Below are 18289 nucleotides of genomic sequence, written 5' to 3'. Positions count from 1 at the left end.
ATCGCAGGCACGCCCGCCACCGTCACGCTCATCGCAGGTACTGGGACAGGCCGCGGCGCAGGTAGCGCCCGTGCCCGGCCCGCCCGTGGAACTCCCCGCCGGCGACGACGACCGTGCCGCGGGAGAGGACGGTGTCGACCTTTCCCGCGACCTGGAAGCCCTCCCACGCGGAGTAGTCGAGGTTCATGTGGTGCGTCGACGCGGAGATGGTCGTGCTGGCCGCCGGGTCGTAGATGACGATGTCGGCGTCCGAGCCGGGGGCGACGATCCCCTTGCGGGGGTAGAGGCCGAACATCCGCGCCGGGGTGGTCGCGCAGGTCTCCACCCAGCGTGGCAGGGAGAGTCGCCCGCTGGCGACGCCCTGGTAGACGAGGTCGATGCGGTGCTCGACGGTGCCGATCCCGTTCGGGATCCTGGTGAAGTCGCCGCGGCCGAGCTCCTTCTGGTCCCGGAAGCAGAACGGGCAGTGGTCGGTGGAGACCACGGCGAGGTCGTCGGTACGCAGGCCGCGCCACAGGTCGTCGTGATGGCTGGCCGTGTTCGTCCGCAATGGTGGCGAGGCGACGTATTTCGCGCCTTCGAAGCCGGGGGCCCCGAGATGTTCCTCGAGGCTGAGGTACAGGTACTGCGGGCAGGTCTCGGCGAACACGTTGTGGCCGGCGCCGCGGGCCGCCGAAACGACCGCCAGCGCCTCGGACGCCGACATGTGCACGAAGTAGAGCGGGCAGTTTCCGGCGACCCGGGCCAGCACCGCCGCCCGGTTCGTCGCCTCCCCTTCCAGCTCGGGTGGACGGGTGTAACCGTGGTGAACAGGGCCCGTCCCGCCACGGGCGAGCGCCTGGGCGGCGAGGACGTCGATCGCGATGCCGTTCTCCGCGTGCATCATGACCATCGCGCCGGATTCGGCCGCCCGTTGCATGGCCCGCAGGATCTGGCCGTCGTCGCTGTAGAACACTCCGGGGTACGCCATGAACAGCTTGAAGCTGGAAATGCCCTCGTTGGCGACGAGGTAGTCCATCGCCTTGAGCGCCTGGTCGTCGACACCGCCGATAATCATGTGGAAGCCGTAGTCGATGGCGCACTGACCTTCAGCCTTCGCGTGCCAGGCGGCCAGCGACTCCTCGACCACCTCGCCGGTGCGCTGCACCGCGAAGTCGATGATCGTCGTGGTGCCGCCCCAGGCCGCGGCGGCCGTCCCGGTGGCGAAGGTGTCGGACGCCGAGGTGCCGCCGAAGGGCAGCTCCATGTGCGTGTGGACGTCGACGCCGCCCGGGATCACGTACTTCCCGGTGGCGTCGATGACCCGGTCGACCGAGGAGTCGGGGCCGTCGCGCAGGCTGCCGCGCAGGTCTTCTGGCAGGCTGCCGGGCACGAACAGAGCCGTGACGGTCTCGCCGTCGACCAGGATCTCGGTGGGCGTCGCGCCCAGCGGGCCGACCAGCGTCCCGCCGGTGATCAGCGTCCTCACGTCGTCTGCCCCTTCACCGGACCTGCTTCCCACCTGGCTGCCGACCCGGGTCGGGACGGCACGCGACCGGTCACGGCGCGGTGAGGTCGCCGTAGGTGTCCGGCCGTCGGTCACGATAGAACGCCCACCGGTCGCGCACCGTGGTCAACAGGCTCATGTCCAGGTCCCGGACCAGCAGCTCCGGTTCGTGCGCGTCCGCGGTGCCGTCGACGAACGTCCCCTCGGGGTCGACGAAGTAGGAGGTTCCGTAGAAGTCGTCGTCGCCCAGGTCCTCGACACCCACCCGGTTCACCGCGCCGACGTAGTACTCGTTGGCGACCGCGGCCGCGGGCTGCTCGAGCTTCCACAGGTAGTTCGACAGGCCGCGGGAGGTGGCGGACGGGTTGAACACCAGCTCGGCCCCGTTCAGGCCGAGCGCGCGCCAGCCCTCCGGAAAATGACGGTCGTAACAGATGTAGACCCCGATCCGGCCGACCGCCGTGTCGAAGACCGGATATCCGAGGTTCCCGGGCCGGAAGTAGAACTTCTCCCAGAATCCGGCCACGTGCGGGATGTGGGTCTTGCGGTACTTGCCGAGAAAGGAGCCGTCGGCGTCCACGACCGCCGCCGTGTTGTAGAGGATCCCGGGTTGCTCCTGCTCGTAGACCGGCAGAATCATCACTATCCCGAGCTCCGCGGCGAGCGCGGCGAACCGGTCGACGATCGGCCCCGGCACCGACTCCGCGTAGGAGTAGAAGGCGGCGTCCTGAACCTGGCAGAAATAGGGCCCGTAGAAGAGCTCCTGGAAGCAGATGACCTGTGCGCCCAGCGCGGCGGCCGACCGCGCGTGCTCCTCGTGAGCCTTGATCATCGTTTCTCGGTCGCCCGTCCACCGCGCCTGGACAAGCGCCGCTCGGATCGTCCTGGACATACGTCACCCCTGTCAGCCGCGCTGGCCGGGTGCAGACGACCGCCTGCCGACCGTCCGCGAGCTGGCCCGGTGCCCTGGGGGCCAGCTCGACAGCCGTCAGCCACGCGTGGCGAACGCCGTCCCGTGCCGGCATCATCGCCCCCCGCGGCCCGGCCGGCATCTCCGCGCGCGGAGGGACCGTCGCCGCGGATGCGGCTACTCCCCGGAGCCGTCCGCGGCGAGCGCCGGATCGGACGGCACCAGGTACCCGCGCTCGAGATAACCGGCGCCGTCGCCCTGCCCGCGCCGCTCGGCGGCGGCCCGGACCCGCCGGGCGTGCATGACGGGCAGGACGTCATCGACCTCGGAGATCGGGGTGAAGGCGCAGTTGATGATCTCGTCCATGTCCACCCGGATCCGCTCCCGCCACGGCTCCGGCAGCAGTCCGCCGTCGAACACGAACAGCAGCATGTCTCCGGCGATCTCGTCGGAGGCCCAGTCGACCGCCAGCAGCGGTCCGATCGGCGGGACGATGCCGATCTCCTCCTCGACCTCGCGGACGCACGCCGCGTACGGCGACTCGCCGGGTTCGATGAAGCCGCCGGGGATGTCCCACCCCGGCTTGTAGGACGGCTCGACCAGCAGGACCCGGCCCTCCTCGTCGAAGAAGAGCGCCCCGGCGGCGGCCCGTGGCCGCGCCATCGGCGGCACACCGCCCAGGATCCCGTTGCCGGCGGCCGGCGCGTGTGTGCTCCCCGTGACCTCACCGGGCCCGGCCGCCACTTCCGCGGGCCTGCCGCCCGGGCCGTCCTCGGCACGGCGCGCGCTTTCGGCGCCGCGCGCGCTCTCAGCGCTCCCCGCGCGCGTCCCCACCTCGGCGGGAATCCCGGTTCGGGCACGGGCCTCGCCTCCCCCGGACACGACCGACGGCTGGCGGGGCACCGCGGCGGTCTTCCCGGGCATGAACGTCGAGCCGGCTGCGGATGACGTGCGGTCAGGCTGACGGGGGCCGGCAGTCATGATGGTCCCTTCTGCTACGGGCGAAGTAGCTGGTACTGGGCTTATTACACGAAACAAGGAAGATTTCCGACGTCAGGTCGCGCACGGTCGGCCGGGTAGCCGGCCGCGGCGCCGATCCGGCCCGGCGATCGGCACCGGAGCCAGGCTCCCAGGGCCGCCTGGAAACATCGACAGGACGCCCGCGTCGGGCAGAGCGGGTCGCCTACCTCGGGAGGATCCCGTCCGCCGGCTCTCCGTGTGGCGAATACTTGAATTGTGAGCATCGGCACTGTGGGGGCGGGCGGTCTCGTGACGGAGTGGACAACGATCCGGGAGAGCCGGAAGATCTTCGAGGACGAGGCGGTGCTCGCACTCGACAAGCCGGTGGGCGTCTCGGTCATGGGCGAGCGCCACGACACCGACCTGGTGTCCATGGCACGGGACGCGGGTGAGGAGCTGTTCCCCGCGCACCGCATCGACAAGGTCACCTCCGGCGTCGTCCTGTTCGCGAAGGAGCTGCGCTTCCACGGCGACCTGACCCGGCAGTTCAACCGGCGCACGGTGGAGAAGACCTATCTGGCACTGACGCGCACCCGCGGGCTGCCGGCGCTGGCCACGATCGACCTCCCGCTGAGCGTCGGGCGCAAGAACCGGGTGCGGATCGCGGCCAACCGGGCCGACATCGTCGCCTGGCCCGGCCCCGCCGGAACACCCACCCCGGACGGCCCCGCCGGCCCGACCGGCCCCGCCGGCCCGACCGGCAGCGGCGGCCGCGGCCCCGCGAGCTGGACGGTGCCCGCCGCCCGGACGTTCCCGAACGTCCGGTCCTACCCGTCCGTCACCCGCATCGCCCGGGTGTGGGAGGGCGCGGAGCACACCCTGGTCGCCGCTTACCCGATCAGCGGACGGCGCCACCAGATCCGGGTCCACCTGGCCTGGGTCGGACATCCCATCGAAGGCGACCCGCTGTTCGACCGTGCGCCGGTGACCCGGACGTTCCTGCACTCCTGGCGGCTGTCCTTCGACGCGGCCTGGGCCGACGGCCGCAGGACACACGCCGAAGCCACACCGGGTGCGGACTTCTGGTCCTCGCTCGGCGCGGAGGAGGCCGCTGCCGCCGCGGCCGCCCTCACGGCGTCCGCCCTGGCGCCGACACCTACACCGGCGCCGGCGCCGGCGCCGTGACGATCTGACGGAACCGGCCCCGAGCCGGCCGGCCGCTCCTGACCGAGTGAGAGTGGAGTCTTCCGGGCATACTGGCCGGGGTCGCGACAACACCGCGACAGCGAAGACCCAGGAGACCACCAATCCCCTGCTTCGGGCCCGCGCCGTCCGGTGGAATGACGGTGTTCACCCCCTGGCCTCGGTGTGACGGCGTCCCCGGGCTGTTCCGAGGAGACGACCAGACGATGGCGTGGTGGCAGCGCCCGATGGCCGTGCTCGATTTCGAGACGACCGGAACCGACGTGGAGACCGACCGGGCTGTTCAGGTCGCGCTCCTGAAAGTCGGCCCGTCCGGGGTGCTGAACCAGCTCTGCCAGATCATCGATCCGGGCGTCGACGTCCCGGAGGCGGCGGCGCGCATACACGGGATCACAACGGAGCGTGCCCGCCGCGAGGGTCGTGATCCCGCCGAGGTGCTCGGCCGGGTCGGCCAGGTGCTGGAGGGCGTGTGGCGCGACGGCATCCCCGTCGTCATCATGAACAGCTCGTTCGACCTGACGCTCCTCGACCGTGAGCTGCGCCGCCACCACGGCCGCGGCCTCGCCGAGGTTGACATGCTCGTCCTCGACCCCATGGTGATCGACCGTGAGCTCGATCCGCGCCGGCCCGGCAAGCGCACGCTGACCGCGCTCGCCACCCACTACCGCGTCCGCCAGGACGGCGCCCACGACGCGCTCGCGGACTGCCTCACCACGGCCAGGATCGCCTGGCGTCTTCCCCGGCTGCATCCCGACTGGGCCGCGATGGGCCTGACCGCGCTCCAGAACTGGCAGGCCGACGCGCACCGCCGCTGGGCCGAGGACTACCAGTCGTACCTGCGCCGCCGCGGCGGGCGGCCGGACGCCGTCATCGACACCAGCTGGCCGTGGCGCCCACCGGGTGTCACCGCAGGGGTCTGATCGGACCCGGGCGCGGTCTACACCATCTCACTCGAGGCGGAAATGTTGGTCCAGGCCTTCACCACGCCGTCGGCGGTGACCGGATAGTCGTCCCGGCGGTCGCCGTCGATGTCGGCGAACCGAAAACTCGTCCCGCGACGGGTTTCGACCCTTGAGAGGCTTCGACAGACGTGCAGAACGAATCGAGTGTCCTCCCGGGCGCCGCCCGACAGTCATAGTGGCTCCATGTCCGATGAGTTGGTCTCGGCAATAGTCGATCTTCTGGATCGCGAGCAGCTACTTGCCGAGCCAGTGAGTCGGAGCCTGCTGCTCCGGTTGACTGACGCCGAACTCGGTTGCCAGCTGCAGGTGTCCCAGCTTCCGTTTCGGCGGCAGTGGCTGTTCGCCTTCGTCGGCGAATGCGCGGCGCAGGACGGCGGCCTCGCGGCGCTGGTCTCGGCCATCGGGAGGATGGACGGCCGTGGACGGGTCCACCGGGCTGTCGACCTGCTGGTTCGGGGCTCCGGTGCGACAGTTGCGGTCCCTGCTGAGGAAGCGGGGCCACCAGCTGGGCCCTCTCCGTTGACGGAGCTCGAGGCGACCGCGCTCGCCGAGGTGTACAGCGACCCCGCAGCCGCCAGGCGCCTGCTGCACCGTTCCGGTCTCCCCTACCACCGCCATCCCGTGGTCGAACAGGACAGCGCCGCTTTCTGGGCTGAGGTCAATCGGCTCCTCGCCGCCGGAGCTCTGCCCGACGGCCGGGTACGAATTCTTCGGGAGGCGGCGCGTGACTTCCCGGCGAATCGGCGGTTCTCCACTGGCTGAGCATCTCCGTCGCACCCTTGGATACCCAGCCGACGATGACACCCGCCGCGCGCCATCGGTCGTACCGAGGGATCGTTCGGACGAACAGCATCCAACGACGGTCGCTTCACCGGCCAGAAGCCCGGAAAGTATTGTGGAACCGGAGACGACTCGGGGTGGCCTCTTCGCGCACGCCGAGAACCGCGCGCTCGGGGGATCGGTGTCGGATCTGAATGCATGGGTGACGCGATGCGACAAGCTCCGGCTCGAGCTCGAGGACCAGATCGTCGATCTCCTTGACCGGACGCCGGCCTTCCGGTCGGAGTCGTCGAGGCGCCAGCTGGTCACGCGGACCGAGAGACATGCGGCGGTGCCCCTGCAGGTTCCGGAGAACCCGCTGCGCCGCCAGTGGTTTCACGGATTCATCGAGGAATGCTCCCGGTGCCCTCGGGGGCTGGCCGCGCTCCGCGACGGCGTGCGGGCGCTGGCGGACACCTCGAAGCTGACGGCACGGGTCACCCATCTCGTCGAGTGCTGGGACACCGCCGACACGGCCGCCACCGCATTCGTGCTGTGGCCGACCAAGGCCGGGGACACCCAGCCGGTCAATGTCTGGGACGTCCTGCACGACGCGCTCCAGCCCTGGCCAGCGAACGACGTCAAGGTGGAGTTCCAGCTGGCCACCGGGGACCGCGAGGCAGCCCCGCCGTGGCACTGCGCCACCGGGTGGCAGGTGTTCGTCCACCTCGTGAACAGGACCACGTCGCGCGGCCTGCCTGCGCCGTACCTGATCTTTCTGGACCAGTTGATCCACAACAACCGTCTCGATCGCACGCTCGAGCCGCTGGCCGAGGCATGGGTCCGGCAGGTCGCGACGGAGCACGGCTGCCTGGCCGAGCTCGACGGGTTGCGCCGGCGGCGCGCGGACCCGCTCGACGGCCGATCGCCCGTGCACATGGTGCTGCGCCTCGAGGGGGCCGGACCGGCCCGGGACCAGTTCGACCTCACCTGGCGGCTCGAGCGCTACCGGCCCGGGCAGATCGTCGATGCGGGGGAACAGCGCGAGCGGCTACCGCGCGACCAGCTCGAACGTGCCGTGAGCGGAGCTGTCCGCAAGGCGGAGCGCATCCTGTCGCACACGGCGGACGAGCTCTCACTTGAGTTCGTCCTGCCGTTCGACCTGCTCGACGCCGAGGTCGAGTGGTGGCGCAAGGAAGACAGGTTCGGACCTCCCAGGCCACTCGTCCTGGACTACTCCGTGACCTTACGGAGCCTCGAGCGGGTGGAGTCACCGGAGCTGCACCGGGTGCTGCGTGAGCGCTGGCGGTACGTCGACCAACCGGCGGACTCCGCGACGTACTGGTGTGCCGCCCACCCGCACGCGGGCGCGCTCAGCCTGGAGGCCGCCCTGCGTGCTGACAAACGGCTGATCGCACTCGTTCTCAGCGGGCCGCCGCACAGCGGGAGCCGCGCCATGGGCGAGCTCCTGGCCGGCCTGCGTACCGGTATCGCCGGCATCCTGTGGCGACGGACTCACGGCCTGGACAAGGCCGATCCTGACGAGAGTCTCCGCGCCGCCCTGGCCCACCAGCGCGCCGCGGACCTACCGCGGGCCACCCGCCACCTGCGGCTCGACGCGCAGCTGCTCCCGCCGGAGGAGCAGCTGCTGCACCTGGGCCGACAGGTCGCGCTGTTATGGGATGATCCTCACCGAATCGCTGACGTTCCAGGGGAGAACGGCCTGTGAGCACCGAAGACGACGCTGCGGCGCGCAGCCCGAAGTGGTGGCTCTTCCAGGGCACCGGTCGCCCGATGGATCCAGCGGAGCGGGACGCCCGCTGGCCCGCTCCCCCGCCGTGGCGAGCCTTCGACGGCGCGCCCTTGCTGACCCCGCCGACCGCTGACCTCCGGGAGACCGAACGGCGCCTCGGACGCGTCCCGTCCCGGCTCCTCGACCCGGTGCACATCTCGCTCGTGAACGCGGCGGTGTACCTTCGGCGTCCCCTGCTGGTCACCGGTCCGCCGGGTGTCGGCAAGTCCGGCCTGGCCTACCTGATCGCCAGCGAGCTCGGTCTCGGTAGGGTGCTGCGGTGGCCGATCACCAGCCGCACCACCATTCAGGAGGGGCTGTACGAGTACGACGCGATCGGGCGGGCGCAGGCCATGGTGCAGGCCCGGGGTTCGTCCCCCTACCGTCTGAGAGTCCGCTCGGAGGACGCCGTCCCCGGGGGCCGCGACTCGGGCGCCGCCTCGATCGGGGACTTCGTGCGGCTCGGCGCCCTGGGCACCGCTTTTCTCCCCCAGCGGCTGCCGCGAGTGCTGCTTGTCGACGAGCTCGACAAGAGCGAGTTCGCGTTCGCGAACGATCTGCTCAACATCTTCGAGGACGGCGAGTTCCTGCTCCCCGAGCTGGCGCGGCTGAGCGCCCAGACGCCCGAGGTGCAGGTGCACACCGCGGACCGGCATCGGACCGCTGTTCTCACGCAGGGCGTCGTGCGGTGCAACGCCTTTCCCATCGTCGTGATGACCAGCAACCGCGAGCGGGAGTTCTCACCCGCGTTCCGGCGTCGCTGCACGCTCCTGGATCTCCCCCACCCCGACACCGCCAGGCTGGCCTCATTGGTCGCCGCGCATTTCCCCGCGGAGTCGGCGGCGCGGGCGGAACTCATCGAGAAGTTCGAGCGGCGCCGCCAGCTGGTCGGCGGGCTGGCCGCCGACCAGCTGCTCAACGCGGCGCACCTGGCCGCAGCCGGCGCGTTCGACGGCGACGAGGAGACCTGGCATCACCTCCTGGACGCCGTCTGGCACGAGCTGTCGCCGCCGCTGGACACCTGGTGAGTGGGCTCGACCGGCACGGTTCCCCCGAGGACGGCGACGCAGGGCTCGGCGATCTCGCCCTGGGAGTCGCCGAGACACTATGGCTGTGGGACAGGGTGGACCCGGCCATCGCCGCGGACGGCGGAGAGGAGACGAGCCACCCGAAGCCGCCCGGATCAGGCCCACCCGGCCAGCCGGAAGCCGACCTTCCGCCGGACCCGGATCCGTCCCATCCACGGACGTCCACAGCGCGCACCGTGCGGGTGGAGCTTTCGGCGGCCCGCCACCAGCTACCCGGGCAGGCCGATCGGCCACGGTCGGGCACACAGCGTTACAAGGCCGAGGTGCGCGCCGAGCCGGCGGTGGCGGATCCGCTGTCCTTCCACCGGGCACTGCGCGGCCTGGACCGCCAGGTTCCCTCGGTCGACCGGTGGGAGCTGGACGAACTGGCCACCGCCGAGCGGTTCGCCATGGATGAGCTCGGTATTCCGGTCCGGCGGGCGGAGAGCGAGCCGTGTTACGAGATGCATCTGGTCGTGGACGACAGCCCCTCCATGACCCTGTGGCTCGACATGGTGCCCGGGCTGGCGAGGCTGCTGGAGCAGGCACGGTTCCGCGACGTCCGGGTCAGCTACCTCGACACCACGACGCAGCGTCCGGAGCAGGTGCTGCTGCGGGCGACCCGCACGGGCGAGGGCGCACCAGCGACGTCGAGCCATGTCCCGTCCGGCCGGCAGATCGTCTGGATCGTCACCGACACGCTCGCACCAGGCTGGCACGCCGACGCGATTGCCCCGGCCCTGCACCGCTGGGCCCGGTCCGGGCCGGTCGCGTTGATCAATCTGCTGCCGGAGCGAATGTGGCGCTGGGGCGGGCTGCGCACCCACCGTGTGCGGATGGTGCCCGCGAGAGGCGGCACCGCTGGTACCGCTCCCCGGTGGGTCTTCAGCCGGCCGTGGGGGCGCGCGTTGACAGGAGTGCCGGACCTGGAGCTGGCCCGTGCGCTGCCGGTGCCGATGATCGAGCTCGCTCCCGAGTGGCTCGCACCCTGGGCGGAGATGGTGGGTGCCGAGCCAGCCCGGCCGACCGAGCTGCCCGCGGTGCTGGCCGGGCCACTACCGCGGTCGCGGCCGGCCGACCAGCACCCACCATCGCGCACGGCTCGCCTGCAGCTGGACCGGTTCCGGCAGCTGGCCTCGCCGGTCGCGTTCGAGCTGGCTGTTCACCTGGCCGCCGCGCCACTTACGTGGCCGGTGCTGCGGCAGGTGCTGGACATGGTGCCGGCGGCCGGTCGCCGGCACCTCAGCGAGGTTCTCGCGAGCGGCGTCGTCATCCCGGTGCGCAGGCGCCGCGACGGCGCGAGCTCCGGGGTCACAGCCGGCGCACAGATCGCCCTCGAGTTCGCCGACGGATTACGCGAGGAGCTTCTGGCTCATGGTGACCGGGCGTCGGCGTTACGCGTCCTCCACACAGCCGCCAACACCCTGGGCGATGATGTGGATGCTTTCCGAGAGATCGATCTCGTGCTGACCAGCGAGCACCCGGAGGAGGTCGGCCTGCCGGCGGTCACCGAGGCCAATCGCCCCTTCCTGGCCGTGGAGGAGACGGTGCTGGCGAGCGTGGCGGGCCGTTTCCTACGGCGTTCCCGCCGGCTCGGCGCCCTCATCAGTCCCCTTGCGCAGGGCACCGCAGCGCCATCAACTACCGATAGTGTCCGGGGTATGACAATGAGTAGCGACACGCAAAGTGGGCACGCGCCCACACCTCGGCCTGATCCCGATGTTTCCATTACCCCCGGCCACAGGTCTGAGCCGGGCACCCAGAGCCGAGGAGGCAGGGAGTTCGTGACGTCGAGCACTGCGACGCCGCTGGTGGAGTCGCGCCGAGGCCAGACCACCTGGCCTATGGTGCTGGGAGGGGCTGTCCCGCAACGCAACCCGAACTTCACCGGCCGCGCCGACCTGCTGCGGGAACTGCATCGGCGGCTCGGTGAGGGTGCCACAGCCGTGTTGCCGGAGGCCCTGCACGGCATGGGGGGCGTCGGGAAGTCCCAGCTCGCCGTCGAGTACGTGTACCGGTACCAGGCCGAGTACGAGCTGATCTGGTGGATACCCGCGGAACGCAACGCGCAGATCGCGCAGGCCCTGGTCGACCTCGCCCCGTCGCTGCGGCTCGAGGTCGGTGGCGAGGTGAACGCCGCGCTTCCGCTCGTTCGCGAGGCGCTCCGGACGGGCCGCCCGTTCGGACGATGGCTGCTTGTGTTCGACAACGCGGAGGACCCGAGCAGGATCGTCGAATACTTCCCCACGGCCGGCGCCGAGGGCCGGGTGCTCGTGACCTCACGCGACGCGCGGTGGGCCAGCGTCGCCCGCCCTCTCGAGGTCGCCGTCTTCGCGCGGTCCGAGAGTACGGCACTGCTGCGGCGCCGGGACACGACACTCACCGAGGACGAGGCAGACCGACTTGCCGCCGCCCTGGGCGACCTGCCGCTCGCCGTCGACCAAGCGGCCACCTGGCGGGTCGAGACCGGCATGCCGGTCGACGAGTACCTCGAGCTGCTGGAAACCAAGACGAGCGAGCTGTTCCGGGAGGATGAGCCCGCCGAGCCCGGCCGTCGCGCCGAGCAGTCGGTGACGGCCGCGTGGAGCGTGTCGCTCGACCGGCTCGCGGAGAAGAACCCGGCCTCGCTGCGACTGCTGCAGGTCTGCGCCTTCCTCGCACCCGAGGGCATCTCGCGCCAGTTGTTCACCCGTGCCCGCAGCACGATGATCGTGCCCGAGCTCGACGCCGCCCTGCGCGACTCGGTCGCGCTCGGTCGCGCCATCCGTGAGGTCACGCGCTACTCACTGATGAAGCTGGACCACCGGACCAGTTCGTTCCAGATGCACCGGCTCGTCCAGAAGGTGCTGATCGACCGGATGCCCGAGGCCGAACGCGAGACGATGCGGCGAGGCGCGCAGGCACTGCTGGCGGCCAGCGATCCCGCCGACCCCGTCAGTCGGGAGAACTGGCCGCGCTACGGCGAGCTCTATCCGCACGTGCTCGCCTCGGAGACCGTCCGCAGCAGCGACACCTGGGTCCGCGAGCTGTATCTCAACGAGGTCAGATACCTGTACCAGTGGGGTGAGCACCAGGCAGCCCGAGCCCTCGCCCAGGATGGCTACGACATCTGGTCGCGGACCCTCGGCGCGGAGGACCGGCACACCCTCGACATCGGCGGATGGCTCAGCTTCGTGCTGTTCCTCATCGGCCGGTTCCAGGAGGCCGCCGCCCTGAACACCCAGCTGCTCGACATCTGCGAGCGGGCACTCGGCGAGGAGCACGAGGTCACCCTGGAAGCGCTGGGCGCGGTGGCGGCGGACAAGCGGGTCGAGGGTGACTTCGCGGCGGCGCTCACCCTCTCCCAGCAGGTGTACGAGCGATCGGTACGCACCCTCGGGCCGGACGAACCACAGACACTGGAGGCCGCACACAACGTCTCGGTCACGTACCGGCTGCTCGGCCGGTTCGGGGCCGCCCGCGACCTTGCCGTCGAGACCCTGGAGCGGCGGGAGGCCCAACTGGGGGTGGACGCCATCCCGTGTCTGATCTCCACCAGCGGAATCAACACCGACCACCGCGAGCTGGGGGACTACCCGGACGCCCGCGACAAGCAGGAGGAGGTCGTGCTCCGCTTCCGCCAGGCCTTCGGCGACCAGGGCGAGAGCAATCCCCAGCTTCTCCGAGCCCGCCGCAACCTGGCCGTCGCCCGCCGCAAGGCCGGTGATCACCAGGGCGCCCTCGAGGAGTCCCGAGACGTCCAGACCCGTCTGGCCACCCGGTACAACCTGGACTATCCCGACGCGCTGGCCGCCTCGCTGTGCCTGTCCATGGACCTGCGCCACACCGGCGAGCTGGCAGAAGCCCGGGACCTGTGTGAGGACACCCTCGAGCGTTACCGGGCAGTCCTGGGGCCGAAGCACCCCCATACGCTCGCGGCCGCAGTCAACCTCGCCGTGACGCACCGGCTGGGTGGGGACATCACGGCGGCGCACACCATCGACGTGGACGCGCTGGCGGGGCTGCGCGAGGTTCTGGGCGAGCAGCATCCGTCGACCCTCGTCGCGTTGACGAACCTCGCCAGCGACCATTACGCGCTCGGGGACGCCGAACGGGCACGGGAGCTGGATGTCGACGTAGCCGAGCAGTCGACGGCGGTGCTGGGCGACAGCCACCCGGCCACGCTGGCCGCACAGTCCAATCTCGCCATGGACCTGCGCCGCCTGGGGCAGACCCGGGAGGCCGAGAACCTGCACACCGAGACGGTGCGGCGGATGGGCCAGGTGCTCGGGGTGGAGCATCCAGCCACCAGGAACGCCGCCAGTTGGGTGCGGGCCGACTGCGACATCGACCCGATGCCGCTCTGATCGCTCGGCCGGCACGGGAGGGTCAGGCCCCCAGGCCCGCGCCGACCCAGCCGGCCAGCTCCCGCCTGCCTGGCGCGCGGCCGGCGTCGCTCAGCGCCCGGTGCACCGCACGGACGAGTTCCGGGCGCACCGCGAGCGCACGGGCGGCGCTGACGTCGCCGGCGTCACGGGCGGCCAGCCCGAGACCGCTCCAGGCATGCGGGTCACCTGGCGAGGTGTCGAGCGCCCGGTCGAACCCGATCGCGGCCGCGTGCGCGTCCCCCTCCAGCCAGGAGACGTCCGCCGGGATCGCGCCGCGGACCTGACGTCCCAGCTCCATCGCGGGCGGCCACTCGCCGGTCTGACGCCGGTCGTACAGCAGCATGCGGACCAGAGCCTCCCGCGCTTCCAGAGCGGCGACCGACGGATCGGCGGACATCCGCGGCGGGACGTGCAACGCGGCCGCCGGCGGAGGCTGGCCAGCGCTCCAGGCCTCGGTCAGCATCGCCACGGCGCCGGCATCAGGTCGAAGGTGGTGAAGTCGCCACCCGGACCGGTGATCGGCGCTCACGGCGCTCGCCCACCGCGCGGCGGTGCCCGGCACGGGCTCAGCGAGCCAGCCCGCCAGCACCACGGAGATGTTGAGCAGGCAGCGATGCCCCAGGGGAGTGAGGTCGGGGGCAGCGCGGACGTCCTCGATCGCCCGCCAGACGCCAGCGCGCCACAGCGCGAACTCGAAGTGCGCGGCGGTCGCGGCGCCACCCGCCACGACGGTGCGCTGCCGCCGCCAGAACCGGGTGACGCCGAAGAAGGCGAAGATCCCTTGGAGCAGGGCGGCGAGCGGTCGCGGGTCGTCACGCCACGGGGCGTAGAAGCGCTCGCCGTTCCCCGGCGTGTAGAGATCGACAAGATGTAACAGAGCGCCCAGCTTGGCGTGCTGCATCTCGTGGACGAGAGTCGCGGCCAGTTGCAGCTTGCTGTCCGGCATGGACAGGAGTGCGCCGCCGAAGCCATCGCCCGACGACGCGCTGCGGGGCAGGAAGCGCCGGGCACGAGCCGTCGGCACGACAGCCTGCAGAAGCTCGGCGACCTCCGTGGCCTGGTCCGGGTGTTCACGCACCAGGACGCGCCACGCCCCGTCGATCAGCTCCCGCCAGCGTTCCAACTCACGTCCGCGCAGTGGGACCGGCAACGCGGTGTGGACGACGTGCCGGTACGGATCCGCGTCCTCGACCGTCACCCGCAGCCTGCGGCCGCCGTGCTCGGCGCTGAGCACCGACAGCGGGGACCAGGCCCCGTGCGGCCCCCCGTCACGGCGGATGGTGACCACGCCCCAGGGCCCACGCAGGCGGGCCGGACCCTCGTCGACAACCAGTTCCGCGGCCTCCCACGGATCACCGCACGGGACTCGTGTGTGCCCCAGGGTGGGTAACGCCACGTTGCCTCGGCGCACCGGCAGGACGGCACGGAACGAGATCCCCGCCCGCATCGCGGCCGCGGCGGCGATGGCGTGGAAATATCCGACGTCAACCCAGAGAGGAGCATCGTCGTGGCGCAGTCCGCGCAGCCGCCGCAGCGTCAGCGCGGCCCACAGGCCGGTTGTCGGATAGTCGAGAACGGCGGCCACCTGCTCGGCGTCACTGTGCTCGGCCCGAACAAGCAGGTCCCAGGCATGGTCGGCGGTGGCCAACGGCCCGCGGGCGGCCGGCCGGCCGCGGGCCTCGTCGAGCAGGGCGCGGAGCAGCACGAGCCGCTGGCTATGCTCGGACGCCCACAACAGCCGGAGCACAGCGGCACCCGCATTCCCCGAGACGAGTGCGTCGAAGTCGCGTTCGGCAATACGGTGCGGGGTTAGAAGAGAACGATCCGGTGAACTGGAACGGACCGTTTCCGGACCCATCAGCGCTGACGCTGCTTGTTGTAACCGCCAAACCGGTTGTCCGGGTCATCGATATGGTCGATGAGGCGGGTAACCGCGTTACGCAGGCCGTCGCCGTCATGGTTGCGCAGGTCCGCGAGACTGGTCGAACCCAGGTCGACGAGCGGCGACTCGATCAATCGCTCGGGCATGAGACCTCACTTCACCACGGTCCCGCGCGACGAGCCCGCCCGCGGGCGTTTTTCGCGTTCCGGATAGCCAGCTGGCTCCGGCCGTCGATTCGACCCCTGACCGCCTGACAAGTGTCGCACATGTCCTGTCGTGATGCGCCGACTTGTCGTCCCGCTCCGCGCGGGCGCCGGGCCCGCCGGCTCTGCCGCGCAACGGTTGGCGGGTCACCGGAGCCCGCCGTGTCCGGAGGCGCCTCCTGCCCCACCCCGTCCCGGACCAATGGCGGGATCGAGCGACAGCGGTACCCGTTTAATCCGTCCCGGCCGGTCCCGGCGTTCGACCAAAGCCTTCCAGCGTGCCGCCGGAAGATGGCCGGGAGGCCGCGGTCCCTGATGCCGGCGGAAAGGAGTACGAGGTTATTGTCCGCAGCCGCCGGGTGGACATCACCCGTGTACCGAATACTGACACTGGAGCAAGGCGGTCGAAACAGGCGGTGGCCGGACGGCGGGCCGCCGCCAACGCTGACGCCGGGGCGCCGTACTCGACGGAACACGGGTGCCGACCATGCGGATGCCGTCGGCGCGGCTCAATGATGTCGATGACGCCCCGCTCCGGCGGCTTTCTCCCCGGCGCTTCGGCGAAACCGACGAGCGCCGGGCCCACCGCAGGGCCTGATTGCGCCGATGCGACCGCTCCCGCCCGGGTTTCGGACGGTAGCGCCGCGGGTGGTGAGCGAGACCTATCGGGGTATCAGCCGAGCCTGGCGTCACGGGCGGCCACCACTGCCTGTGCACGGTCGCGCAGGTCGAGCTTCGCGAAAATGTGCCGGACATGCGTCTTCACTGTGGCCATGCTGATGAACAGCTCGCTGGCGATCTCGGCGTTCGACCTCCCGGCCCCGATCATGGCCAGAACCTCCCGTTCGCGGTCGCTCAGTTCGTCCAGGCCGGCTGGGAGGCGGGGCTGCTCGGGCGGGCGGGTGGCGAAGTGGTCCATCATCCGGGCCAGGACGGCGGGCGCGACGACCGGCTCGCCGGCCTCGGCGCGCCGCACCGCGTCGACCAGCCCCTCCGACGTGACGTCCTTGAGCAGGAACCCGGCGGCACCCGCGCGCAGGGCGTCCACCACGTTCTGATCCACGTCGAACGTGGTCAGCGCGATGACCCGAGCGTCACCGGCGGCGACGATTCGGCGGGTGGCCTCGACGCCGTCCATTCCGGGCATCCGCAGGTCCATGAGGACGACGCCGGGCCGGTACCGCGACGCCGCCCGCACGGCGCTGTCCCCGTCCCGTGCCTCGCCGACCACCTCGATCCCGGCCAGCTCCAGGATCATCCGCAGTCCCTGCCGCACGAGATCCTGGTCGTCGACGATCAGCACGCGGGTCACCGCGGGCTCCCCGCCACCGTGGCGCCCCGTGCGCCCCGTGCGCCCGGGTCGGCCTCCCGCGCCTCCCGCGCCTCCCGCGCCGCCGGCCCGGTGGTCCCCGTGGCGGCCGGATCGGCGGTCGGTGTGGCCGGCCCGGCGGTCTGCGTGGACTGGCCGGCCGCGGACGTCGGTGACGCCGCTGGCAACGTCACCCGGATCTCGAACAGCCCGTCGTGGACTCGGGAGTGGAACGCTCCGCCGAGCAGGTCCGCCCGGTGACGGATCCCGGAAAGGCCGCGGCCGGGGGTCGGCGGGCGCGTGGGCGCGCCCGGGTTCACCGCCTCCAGACGGACCTCCCGAGCGGTCCAGTTCACGGTGAGGCTGACCCGCTCCCCCGGGGCGTGCCGCCCCGCGTTGGTCAGGCACTCGCGCACGATCCGGCCGACCGCGAGCGACGCGGGCGACTGAGCGGGCCACGGATCACCCGTGACGACGAGCGTGTTGGCGATGCCCGCGTCCTCGGCGCGGCGGGAGATCTCGGCGATGTCCTCCCGCGCGGGCTCTCGGCCGCCCCGGCCATCCCGGCCGCCGGGCGCGAGGATGTCGAGGACGGAACGGATCTCCGCGAGCGTCCGGTGCGCCGTGGCCCTGATGGCCTCGACCGGCTCGGCGGCCCGCTCGGGTCTCACCCGCAGCGCGGACGCGGCGGCTTCCGCCTGGATCGCTATCAGAGTCACCTCGTGCCCCACCACGTCATGCAGTTCCTGGGCGATGCGGGCACGCTCGGCGCCGACCGCCGCCTCCTCGGCGTTGAGCCTCTCGCGCCGCAGGTCCTCGGTGAGCCTGGCGAGTTCGGCGTTCTGCCGCCGCAGCCGCGCGACGACCTGACCGACGCCCACCGGCGCGGCCACCGCGAGGGCACCGCCGATGGCGGCAACCGGCGCCTCGGGACCGAGCAGGGTGCCGACCACCGAGACCGCGCACGCCCACAGGGTGGCCAGCGCGACCGCGGCGCGCGGGGTCCCGCGACTACCCAGGGCGAAGAACTGAAGGATCACCACCACGTAGCCGAGCAGCGGGTAACCCTCGAGCGGGATCAGCCAGAACGCCGACGACACCAGCGCGGACTCGACCGGCCGGCTACGGCGCCAGGCGAGCGGCAACGTGGAACCGAGCACATACAGCGGGCCCAGCGCGCCGCCCGCCATCGGGTAGATCGCCGTCTGCGCGAGCCCGGCGAGAGTGAACCCCGCCGCCATGGTGGCGTCGGTCCTGGGCGTCCGGAGCCATCGCGGCAGGCGGTCCTGGGCACGGTCCACGATCGCGAGCGTACGGGCGCGGGGCGGCCGTGGCATCAGCCCGAGGGCTGAAACCCACGTCATCCCGGATGAGCCGCGCGTCATCCCG

13 protein-coding genes are annotated in these 18289 nt (G+C 71.5%); 6 read left to right on the top strand and 7 right to left on the bottom strand.

Annotated features, from left to right (window positions below; genetic code table 11):
• Positions 1 to 28: 28 nt before the first annotated feature.
• The 3 genes from hydA to E0504_RS33690 form a co-directional block, all read right to left on the bottom strand.
• Complete coding sequence (gene hydA / locus E0504_RS33700) at positions 29 to 1468, bottom strand: dihydropyrimidinase (protein ID WP_112109356.1); 1440 nt, start codon at positions 1466 to 1468, stop codon at positions 29 to 31.
• Positions 1469 to 1538: 70 nt separating this feature from the next.
• Entirely contained in the window at positions 1539 to 2378 is an 840-nt protein-coding gene (locus E0504_RS33695; RefSeq protein WP_131626579.1) for a nitrilase-related carbon-nitrogen hydrolase, read from the bottom strand.
• A gap of 195 nt (positions 2379 to 2573) precedes the next feature.
• The gene (locus tag E0504_RS33690) at positions 2574 to 3377 is read right to left on the bottom strand and encodes an NUDIX hydrolase (protein WP_243657739.1); all 804 of its coding nucleotides are present in this window, start codon (positions 3375 to 3377) and stop codon (positions 2574 to 2576) included.
• Between the two features lie 288 nt (positions 3378 to 3665).
• Between E0504_RS33690 and E0504_RS33685 the strand changes: the two genes are divergently transcribed.
• The 6 genes from E0504_RS33685 (at position 3666) to fxsT (ending at position 13485) form a co-directional block, all read left to right on the top strand.
• Positions 3666 to 4541 carry an RluA family pseudouridine synthase gene (locus E0504_RS33685; protein ID WP_131626628.1) on the top strand — a complete coding sequence of 292 codons (876 nt, stop codon included), beginning with the start codon at positions 3666 to 3668 and terminating at the stop codon, positions 4539 to 4541.
• A gap of 224 nt (positions 4542 to 4765) precedes the next feature.
• Complete coding sequence (locus tag E0504_RS33680) at positions 4766 to 5479, top strand: 3'-5' exonuclease (protein ID WP_112109354.1); 714 nt, start codon at positions 4766 to 4768, stop codon at positions 5477 to 5479.
• 225 nt (positions 5480 to 5704) lie between these two features.
• A complete protein-coding gene (locus E0504_RS33675) occupies positions 5705 to 6283 on the top strand; it encodes an effector-associated domain EAD1-containing protein (RefSeq protein ID WP_112109319.1) in 579 nt (192 codons plus the stop codon).
• Between the two features lie 220 nt (positions 6284 to 6503).
• Positions 6504 to 8009, top strand: coding sequence for a hypothetical protein (locus tag E0504_RS33670; protein ID WP_131626578.1), 1506 nt, complete (start codon positions 6504 to 6506; stop codon positions 8007 to 8009).
• Between the two features lie 65 nt (positions 8010 to 8074).
• Positions 8075 to 9100: an AAA family ATPase gene (locus E0504_RS33665; RefSeq protein ID WP_112109353.1), complete on the top strand. Its 1026-nt coding sequence runs from the start codon at positions 8075 to 8077 to the stop codon at positions 9098 to 9100.
• Positions 9097 to 13485 carry an FxSxx-COOH system tetratricopeptide repeat protein gene (gene fxsT, locus E0504_RS33660; protein ID WP_112109317.1) on the top strand — a complete coding sequence of 1463 codons (4389 nt, stop codon included), beginning with the start codon at positions 9097 to 9099 and terminating at the stop codon, positions 13483 to 13485. The genes E0504_RS33665 and fxsT overlap by 4 nt, the downstream gene beginning before the upstream one ends.
• 22 nt (positions 13486 to 13507) lie before the next feature.
• Here fxsT and E0504_RS33655 read toward each other — a convergent pair whose 3' ends face one another.
• The 4 genes from E0504_RS33655 to E0504_RS33645 form a co-directional block, all read right to left on the bottom strand.
• The gene (locus tag E0504_RS33655; protein ID WP_160144386.1) at positions 13508 to 15253 is read right to left on the bottom strand and encodes an HEXXH motif domain-containing protein; all 1746 of its coding nucleotides are present in this window, start codon (positions 15251 to 15253) and stop codon (positions 13508 to 13510) included.
• A gap of 110 nt (positions 15254 to 15363) precedes the next feature.
• Complete coding sequence (locus tag E0504_RS50665) at positions 15364 to 15534, bottom strand: hypothetical protein (RefSeq protein ID WP_160144385.1); 171 nt, start codon at positions 15532 to 15534, stop codon at positions 15364 to 15366.
• A gap of 730 nt (positions 15535 to 16264) precedes the next feature.
• The gene (locus tag E0504_RS33650; protein WP_112109315.1) at positions 16265 to 16903 is read right to left on the bottom strand and encodes a response regulator transcription factor; all 639 of its coding nucleotides are present in this window, start codon (positions 16901 to 16903) and stop codon (positions 16265 to 16267) included.
• Positions 16900 to 18264, bottom strand: a complete 1365-nt coding sequence (locus E0504_RS33645) for a sensor histidine kinase (RefSeq protein WP_131626577.1) — start codon at positions 18262 to 18264, stop codon at positions 16900 to 16902. Before E0504_RS33645 ends, E0504_RS33650 begins: the two co-directional genes overlap by 4 nt.
• Between the last annotated feature and the right edge of the window lie 25 nt (positions 18265 to 18289).

It is taken from the genome of Parafrankia sp. BMG5.11, assembly GCF_004337455.1.
This window is presented reverse-complemented; position numbering and strand designations above follow the sequence as displayed.

Bases quoted from the DNA above. Each gene is read 5' to 3' on its own strand.
- E0504_RS33695 (WP_131626579.1), bottom strand. From the start codon at position 2,378: ATGTCCAGGACGATCCGAGCGGCGCTTGTCCAGGCGCGGTGGACGGGC.
- E0504_RS33690 (WP_243657739.1), bottom strand. From the start codon at position 3,377: ATGACTGCCGGCCCCCGTCAGCCTGACCGCACGTCATCCGCAGCCGGC.
- E0504_RS33680 (WP_112109354.1), top strand. From the start codon at position 4,766: ATGGCGTGGTGGCAGCGCCCGATGGCCGTGCTCGATTTCGAGACGACC.
- E0504_RS33675 (WP_112109319.1), top strand. From the start codon at position 5,705: ATGTCCGATGAGTTGGTCTCGGCAATAGTCGATCTTCTGGATCGCGAG.
- E0504_RS33665 (WP_112109353.1), top strand. From the start codon at position 8,075: ATGGATCCAGCGGAGCGGGACGCCCGCTGGCCCGCTCCCCCGCCGTGG.
- E0504_RS50665 (WP_160144385.1), bottom strand. From the start codon at position 15,534: ATGCCCGAGCGATTGATCGAGTCGCCGCTCGTCGACCTGGGTTCGACC.
- E0504_RS33645 (WP_131626577.1), bottom strand. From the start codon at position 18,264: ATGACGTGGGTTTCAGCCCTCGGGCTGATGCCACGGCCGCCCCGCGCC.